Source organism: Exiguobacterium sp. s122, from assembly GCF_018618475.1.
GTDB lineage: Bacteria > Bacillota > Bacilli > Exiguobacteriales > Exiguobacteriaceae > Exiguobacterium > Exiguobacterium himgiriensis.
In genome coordinates this window covers 1-7,434 of the sequence record NZ_JACSMD010000011.1, presented here as the reverse complement: position 1 = coordinate 7,434, position 7,434 = coordinate 1, and the positions used below count along the sequence as shown (strand labels likewise).

Genomic DNA, 7,434 nt, shown 5'->3' with positions numbered 1-7,434 from the left:
CGTGAAGCGGGCTGTCGTGCTCTGGTGCGGGTGGGCGTTCGGGACGCTCGGCACCCCGTGTGTCGCCCAACGTGTGTGGCCGATTCCAATCGTGCCGTCTACTTCTGCTGGGACGATTTCGCGTAGCGCGGCGATGCGTCCGACTTCCTTATGCACGTTGACATTGTCTTGCATCAACGCAAGGCCAGCCGAGTCATAACCACGGTACTCGAGTTTTTCAAGACCTTTGAGAAGGATTTCCTTCGCGCCGGTGTTCCCAATCATTCCTACAATTCCACACATAAACAATTCTCCTCTATATTCGATTTCTCGAAAAAGGAAACGGGCTTTTTCAAAGAGCTGTCATCGCCTTTCACTTTGTCCGTCCGGTCACCCGGGCGTTTTGATGAAAGACTTTCAGTCGTGACAGGCGACTAGGAGGCATCCGCCGAAAACTCGATAACCTCCAACCTCGTCAACTCCGTAGAGTTCTGGCGCTTTCTCGTACTCTGTGTCCCTCCGTTTCTAAGGTCACGCTCTTAATAGTACAAATCACACCCCCATTCGTCAAGAAAATCACTAGATTTCACAATGACAAAACGGAAACAAAAAGGGAATCCGCAGTTGGATTCCCTTGTGTTATTCCCTGTTTGGACAAAATTATCCTTCAACACCGTAATCTTCGCGCACAACTTGGGCGATTTTTTCGACGTAACGGTCACACTCTTCCGCTGTCGGCGCTTCAGCCATAACACGAACGAGCGGTTCTGTACCTGACGCACGAACGAGAATACGTCCGTTCCCGTTCATTTCAGCCTCAGCTTCTTGAATTGTCGCAAGTACACGTTCTCCGTTCATCGCTTCGTTTTTATCCGTGACACGAATATTGACGAGTTTTTGCGGGTACACCGGCATCTCCGCTGCGAGTTCAGACAGTTTGCGCCCTGTCGATTTAACGATTTGAGCGAGTTGTACACCTGAGAGCATGCCGTCTCCTGTTGTCGAGTGATCGAGGAAGATCAAGTGACCTGACTGCTCGCCACCGAGTGTGTAGTTATGCTTTTTCATCTCTTCGACGACATACCGGTCACCGACTGCCGTTTGAAGAGCCGTCATGCCAGCTTCTTCGACCGCCTTGTGGAAGCCAAGGTTACTCATGACCGTTGCGACGATCGTATTGTCTTTTAAGCGGCCTTGCTCGCTCAAATACTTCCCGCAAATGTACATGATCATGTCGCCATCGACCACGTCTCCGTTCTCGTCGATGGCAATCAAACGATCGCCGTCGCCATCAAACGCAAGACCCATATCCGCGCCCTTTTCACGAACGAATTCAGCCAAGTGTTCCGGATGCGTCGAACCGACACCTTCGTTGATGTTTAAGCCGTTCGGTGAGTTTCCGATTGTTGACACGTTCGCTTCAAGATCGGCGAACAGACGAGCCGCAAGTCCGCTCGTTGCACCATGGGCGCAGTCGAGAGCAATATGAAGGCCGTCAAAGTCTTCGTCGACCGTCTGTTTCAACATTTGAAGGTACTTTTGTGCCCCTTCATAGTAATCCGAAACGAAGCCGAGGTCTTTGCCAACTGGACGCGGCAACGTATCTTCTGCCGCATCTAAAATATCTTCGATTTCTGCTTCGGTTGCGTCATCGAGTTTGAACCCGTCGCTCCCGAAGAACTTGATGCCGTTATCTGCGACTGGGTTATGCGACGCGGAGATCATGACACCGGCCGTCGCATCGAGTGACTTCGTCAAATACGCGACCCCTGGCGTCGAGATGACACCGAGCCGCATGACTTCTGCCCCGATTGAGAGAAGACCCGCGATGAGTGCCCCTTCTAACATGTGACCTGAAATGCGTGTATCGCGACCAATCAAGACTTTCGGCTGTTCACCGGCCGGTAAGTGTTTCGATAATACATAACCGCCAGCACGGCCTAAACGATATGCTAATTCTGCTGTTAACTCTGAGTTCGCAACACCGCGAACACCATCTGTTCCAAAATATTTACCCATATAATCAATTCCTCACTTTTGTATAATTGGAACGTCTTATTGAAGCGAAGACGTCTCTGTTTCGTCATCGACGCTCGTCAATTCGACGTCAATTGTTTTTGGCGAGACGACGGTCACGCCTTTTGGTACTTCGTAATCGACATCCACACCATGTAACCCGCTCGGAAGCCCGGTCAAGTCCAACGTCACGCCGACACTGTTTGATGTGACGCTTTCAAGAAGCGCACGCTTACCCGATAGCGTCACACTGACGACGTCCGGAGCCCGAAGCGTATAGTTCGTCCGATCAAAGCCTCGCACCGTCACCGGAACCGTCAAACGAACCCGCTCGGTCAATTCACCCGTGTCGTCACGTGTGTCGTCGATTCCGCGAACGAGCAGTTGCACATCCACTTCTCTTTCACCGAGTGATGTAGCGCCATCTGGTAACTGAAGTGTTGCTTTGACTTTATTGTTGGCGTCTAAGCCGTCTAAATCAATTGGAGCCGTCTCGACCGTATCAAGATTACTGAGTACGTCAGCCGGCGCGAAGACACGGACTTCTGTATTGGCGAGAAGCGTATCGACGAGACGATAGTCGTCCGCGACGTCACCCGTCGTCACGACCTCGATTGGGACGAGGGCGCTCTGTTCATAGACAGGAACTGTCACACGAATGATATTTGGCTCGACAGTAACGTTGAGCGGATTCCCGTTCGCATCGAGAATGGTCGGTGGCAACTCGCGAGTGAACGTTTGGTTTTGATTCGCGACATCGACGTTCAGCGTAATCTCTTTCACGTTTTGAATGCGACTCGCCCCACCGGATACTTTCACCGTCGATGGCTCGATTTCAGCGTCCCCGATGACAAAGCCTTCCGGTAGCTGATCTTTATTTAACAAGTTCACAGAGACCGGTACTTCTACCGTTTGTTTGCGATCGATATAAATCTCGACCGTATCCCGTTCGAGTTTAACGTTCACGTCTCCCCCGAAGCCACGGGCCTCGACCGGGACACGATGGAACCCGGTTCCGAGGTTCGTCAAGTCGACGAATACTTGATAGTCTTTCACCAATCGAGTCATCGTTAAACTACTCGACGGTCCTTGGAGTTCGACATTTAATTCTTCCGGCACGTTATACGCGACGTACTGAACCTCATCGAAAAACACCTCTACCGGCACGTCGAGTGCCATCGAGCTTTGCCCGACAATCGGCAAGGCGCTCGATGAGCCCGTCGATGAACTCGTCTCGGCGACCATAAAGTATAAAAGGATGGCTAAAGCAAGTGCGATGATGCGGAGAAACCACTTATGTTGTAACCACTGATCAATCACTTACTTGTCCCCTCCTTTTTTGCCGAAGAACGAGAGTGTCGTCTCTTTTTCTTCGATGACGAGTTCTTGAATCAACTTGTTGCGGAGCCCCTCCTCATCCAAGTCCCGATACAAACGGCCGGCAATCGCAAGCGATACCGCACCTGTTTCTTCAGACACTGTGAGCGTGACGCTATCTGTCACTTCACTGACGCCGATTGCTGCACGATGTCGTGTTCCGAGCGCTTTATCGATATGAGGGCTCTCCGATAGCGGTAAATAGCAGGCCGCTGCGGCGATTTTCCCATCTTGGATAATCATCGCCCCGTCATGGAGCGGCGTGTTCGGGATGAATAAGTTGATGATCAATTGAGATGTAATATGCGAATCCATTCGAATCCCCGTCTCGACGTACTCATTTAAGCCCGTGTCCCGCTCAATCGCAATCAATGCGCCGATTCGACGTTTTGACATATATTGAGCTGAACTGACAATCGCCTCAATCATTTGACGCTGTTTGTCCTCATCGCTCGCACTCGTTCGGCCGAATAAGTTGCTCGTCCGACCTAAATGTTCAAGTCCGCGCCTGAGTTCCGGTTGGAAAATGATGATGATTCCGAGCAGTCCATATGTGATGACTTGATTCAATAGAAACTGCAAGGTTTTCAATCCAAAGAATCCACTGAGGAACCAACTGACGAGGATGATTGAAATCCCTTTAATCAGTTGAACCGCTTTTGTGCCACGGACGATCATCATCAACTTATAGATGACGTACGTGACGACGACGATATCTAAAACGTCGTTCAAATAATCGTACCAATGTACGTTCTCTGAAAGACTAAAAAATGATAAGAATGAAACCTGTTCCAGTAGCGGCAAATGCTCCCCTCCTCAACTACCTAGCCAATTGTGCAAATTTTATTATATCACATTTCCAAAACGAAGCATCGCTTGGCGATAAAACGAAACCAGATTGAAACGAACAAAAAAGACGCCCGCGGGCGTCTTTAGAACAACTGTTTGATGGAATACCAAATCCACTCGAAAATCCGATCAATTTGCTCGAGCTCACCGGTCACTTCACCGGCGCTTGCCAAATATGCACGACCGTGGACGGCCGTCGCATTGCCTTCGACCTTGCCTTCGATGCGGAGGTCGCCTCCTTGAACCGTGATATCTCGCTCGACAGTGACACCTTCCGGTACGACGACTTCATTGGACGTGACGACGATTCCTGGTACTTTCGTATACGTCATCGTCTCCGTTGAACCGTTCCATAGCCCGAGCGTCGCGCTCGACATCAAACTGAAGAAGAGGACAGCCGCAATCAGGCCAGGATGTTTCCGGAACCAAACCATCTGTCTCGAATGCGTCCGTCGCACTTTCCGCGTTTGAATCGGTTCTGGCACAGCTGTCGGAACATGAGTCGGACGTGCTGTGGCGTCAGGTAAAGCCGCCATGACCCGAGCCGTGAAGTCCTCAGACAATCTCGGTCTTGGCAAAGCTTTTAGTTCGGCATCTATTCGTTCGTATTGAAGGTAGGCCTCGTATAAGGCGTCGTCCTCGAGTAATTGACGTAATTCGTCAGATTCTTCGGGCAGGATGCCATCTTCCAAATATTGTTGTAGCTTTTCTTCAGGAGTCAATTGAACCCCTCCCTGTTTTGAAAGATTGTTTTCAACATTTCTCTTCCCCGGAAAATCCTTGTTTTAACCGTTGCGACCGGCATATCGATCATCACACTAATCTCTTTTAATGACAAATCATCCACATACTTTAAAAGTAGCGGAATGCGATATTTGTCAGGGAGTTGCTTGATTGCCTCATGCATCTCACCTCGAATTTCGCGATGAACGACTTGAGCATCGGGTTGGGGCGCTTCATCAGCTAAGTGGTCTTGATACGTGAGACCCTCGGTACCCGCGATTTCCGCATCCATTGAATACTCCGGCTTCCGTTTGCGAAGTCGATCAATGGCGACGTTTGTCGCGATTCGGTACAACCATGTTTTAAATTTATATTGTGGGTCGTACGTCTCAATCCGTGTATAGGCTCGTATGAACGTTTCTTGGGCAGCGTCCTCGGCTTCGCCACGGTCATATAGAATCTTATAGGCGACAGCAAAGACACCGTCCTTGTACAGTTCTACCAATTCAGCAAACGAATCGTGATTCCCCGACCGCAATTCGTCGACCAAACGGGTGGTCAGCCGTTCCATCAATCCACTCTCCCTCTCCGCAGCTATGCGGTCATCCCTCTATACGTGCAATCCATCAAATAAGTTTCGTCTCCAACAAAAAAAAGTTTCCAAACCCATTGTAGCAAAAGGATTTGGAAACCGTAAGGGATGTAAGCTAATTCAACTTTCCAATAACAGGTTTTCTTTGGATTTCACAATTGTCTCACAAAGTGCAAACGCCAACTGGGCCGTTTTGTCTTCCACGTCAAGGGAAGGGTTTAATTCAACAAGTTCAATCGCAATCAATTCGCCTGCAGTCATCGCCTCAGCGACAATCGCTTTTCCTTCTTCAGCGGTCAATCCCCCATCGACCGGCGTCCCTGTACCTGCAACGAGACTCGCATCGAAGCTGTCCATGTCAAAGCTGACGTAAAAGCGACCGACACGTTCACGTAAATAGGCGATTGCCTCTTGCATGATAACGTCTGCACCGCGCGTTCGAACTTCTTCGACCGTGATGACTTTAATACCGAGTCGGTTAATTTCACGGATTTCCCCTTCATCGATATCACGAAGGCCAATATAGACCAAATGTTCCGGTAGAAGCTTAGGCTCTCGTCCCCCGACTTCCGTCAAACGAACGTCGCCCATCCCCATAGCGGCTGCAAGCGGCATCCCGTGAATATTCCCTGAAGGTGACGTCTCCCCTGTATTCAAATCCGCATGGGCATCTACCCAAATGACGCCATATGGACCTGTTTTCGCAAGGCCAGCGAGCGTTCCGATGGCCATACTATGATCGCCTCCGACAATCAATGGAAAACGATTCGCTTCCATCTCTTCGTGAATGACTTCCGCGAGTTCATTCACCGTGTGCAATACCCCATCCACACGTTTCAAATGCTCCTCATTCTCCCGAATTTCTGTTTCCGGCAAGACACGAATCGTCCGCTTTGCCGTTCCTTCTGGCAATAATGCTTCTAATCCGAGTTCCCTTAATTTTGCCGGACCTTGATCGACACCGTGTTTCCCCTGTCCATAACGGAGCGCTACTTCAATATATGACCATTGCATTGCCATTCCCCCTTGACCGATTAATACCTTTATTGTAAACGCTATCAATCGTGTGGTTCAACAACGCACAGTCGTGTATAAACATACAAAAAGGCAGCCTGAATGGTGGCAGGCTGCCTTTCTCTGTACTCTTAAGTGAATGGTTCATGGTTTTAGGCAAAAAAAAACTTAAGTCATCAATAACTTAAGAAACAAACAAATGGTGGAGCCTAGCGGGATCGAACCGCTGACCTCCTGCGTGCAAGGCAGGCGCTCTCCCAGCTGAGCTAAGGCCCCGGGAATGATATGGAGCGGAAGACGGGATTCGAACCCGCGACCCCGACCTTGGCAAGGTCGTATTCTACCACTGAACTACTTCCGCAAAAAAATGAGCCATGCAGGGCTCGAACCTGCGACCCTCTGATTAAAAGTCAGATGCTCTACCAACTGAGCTAATGGCTCAAACCTGGTGGGGGGGGGCGGATTCGAACCGCCGAACCCGAGGGAGCGGATTTACAGTCCGCCGCGTTTAGCCACTTCGCTACCCCCCCAAGGAGTGCCGGCGAAAGGATTCGAACCCTCGACCCTCTGATTACAAGTCAGATGCTCTACCAACTGAGCTACACCGGCATATATGGTTTGATTGATTATAAAAATGGTGGAGGATGACGGGATCGAACCGCCGACCCCCTGCTTGTAAGGCAGGTGCTCTCCCAGCTGAGCTAATCCTCCATTATGGTGACCCGTACGGGATTCGAACCCGTGTTACCGCCGTGAAAGGGCGGTGTCTTAACCGCTTGACCAACGGGCCTAAATTGGCTCCGCAAGTAGGATTTGAACCTACGACCTACCGGTTAACAGCCGGTTGCTCTACCACTGAGCTATTGCGGAACGATCTTGCCTGG

The 7,434-nt window shown here is 50.2% G+C and carries 6 protein-coding genes, 8 tRNA genes and 1 pseudogene; all 15 read right to left on the bottom strand.

What is annotated here, in order from left to right:
* Positions 1-282 (bottom strand): annotated as a pseudogene (locus KNP92_RS15605) (glutamine--fructose-6-phosphate transaminase (isomerizing)); the annotation flags it as partial.
* A 357-nt stretch (positions 283-639) separates the two neighbouring features.
* Positions 640-1,998 carry a phosphoglucosamine mutase gene (gene glmM, locus KNP92_RS15600; RefSeq protein ID WP_214842147.1) on the bottom strand — a complete coding sequence of 453 codons (1,359 nt, stop codon included), beginning with the start codon at positions 1,996-1,998 and terminating at the stop codon, positions 640-642.
* 36 nt (positions 1,999-2,034) lie between these two features.
* On the bottom strand, positions 2,035-3,315 hold the full coding sequence (locus tag KNP92_RS15595) for a CdaR family protein (RefSeq protein WP_214842145.1): 1,281 nt from the start codon (positions 3,313-3,315) through the stop codon (positions 2,035-2,037).
* Positions 3,316-4,176, bottom strand: coding sequence for a diadenylate cyclase CdaA (gene cdaA, locus KNP92_RS15590; RefSeq protein ID WP_285801083.1), 861 nt, complete (start codon positions 4,174-4,176; stop codon positions 3,316-3,318).
* A gap of 128 nt (positions 4,177-4,304) precedes the next feature.
* The gene (locus tag KNP92_RS15585; protein WP_214842143.1) at positions 4,305-4,943 is read right to left on the bottom strand and encodes an anti-sigma factor; all 639 of its coding nucleotides are present in this window, start codon (positions 4,941-4,943) and stop codon (positions 4,305-4,307) included.
* Positions 4,940-5,515 (bottom strand): RNA polymerase sigma factor SigW, encoded by a 576-nt coding sequence (gene sigW / locus KNP92_RS15580; RefSeq protein WP_214842141.1) that lies wholly within the window; start codon positions 5,513-5,515, stop codon positions 4,940-4,942. Before sigW ends, KNP92_RS15585 begins: the two co-directional genes overlap by 4 nt.
* A 141-nt stretch (positions 5,516-5,656) precedes the next feature.
* On the bottom strand, positions 5,657-6,550 hold the full coding sequence (gene rocF, locus KNP92_RS15575) for an arginase (protein ID WP_214842137.1): 894 nt from the start codon (positions 6,548-6,550) through the stop codon (positions 5,657-5,659).
* A gap of 200 nt (positions 6,551-6,750) precedes the next feature.
* Positions 6,751-6,826: transfer RNA gene (locus tag KNP92_RS15570), tRNA-Ala, on the bottom strand.
* Positions 6,827-6,836: 10 nt separating this feature from the next.
* Positions 6,837-6,911, bottom strand: a tRNA-Gly gene (locus tag KNP92_RS15565).
* Between the two features lie 7 nt (positions 6,912-6,918).
* Positions 6,919-6,991 (bottom strand) — tRNA-Lys (locus KNP92_RS15560).
* Between the two features lie 5 nt (positions 6,992-6,996).
* Positions 6,997-7,080: transfer RNA gene (locus tag KNP92_RS15555), tRNA-Tyr, on the bottom strand.
* Positions 7,081-7,086: 6 nt separating this feature from the next.
* Positions 7,087-7,159: transfer RNA gene (locus KNP92_RS15550), tRNA-Thr, on the bottom strand.
* Between the two features lie 26 nt (positions 7,160-7,185).
* A tRNA-Val gene (locus KNP92_RS15545) sits at positions 7,186-7,261 on the bottom strand.
* A gap of 4 nt (positions 7,262-7,265) precedes the next feature.
* Positions 7,266-7,340: transfer RNA gene (locus tag KNP92_RS15540), tRNA-Glu, on the bottom strand.
* A 5-nt stretch (positions 7,341-7,345) separates the two neighbouring features.
* Positions 7,346-7,420: transfer RNA gene (locus tag KNP92_RS15535), tRNA-Asn, on the bottom strand.
* Positions 7,421-7,434: the final 14 nt, after the last annotated feature.

Bases quoted from the DNA above. Each gene is read 5' to 3' on its own strand.
- rocF (WP_214842137.1), bottom strand. From the start codon at position 6,550: ATGCAATGGTCATATATTGAAGTAGCGCTCCGTTATGGACAGGGGAAA.
- sigW (WP_214842141.1), bottom strand. From the start codon at position 5,515: ATGGAACGGCTGACCACCCGTTTGGTCGACGAATTGCGGTCGGGGAAT.
- glmM (WP_214842147.1), bottom strand. From the start codon at position 1,998: ATGGGTAAATATTTTGGAACAGATGGTGTTCGCGGTGTTGCGAACTCA.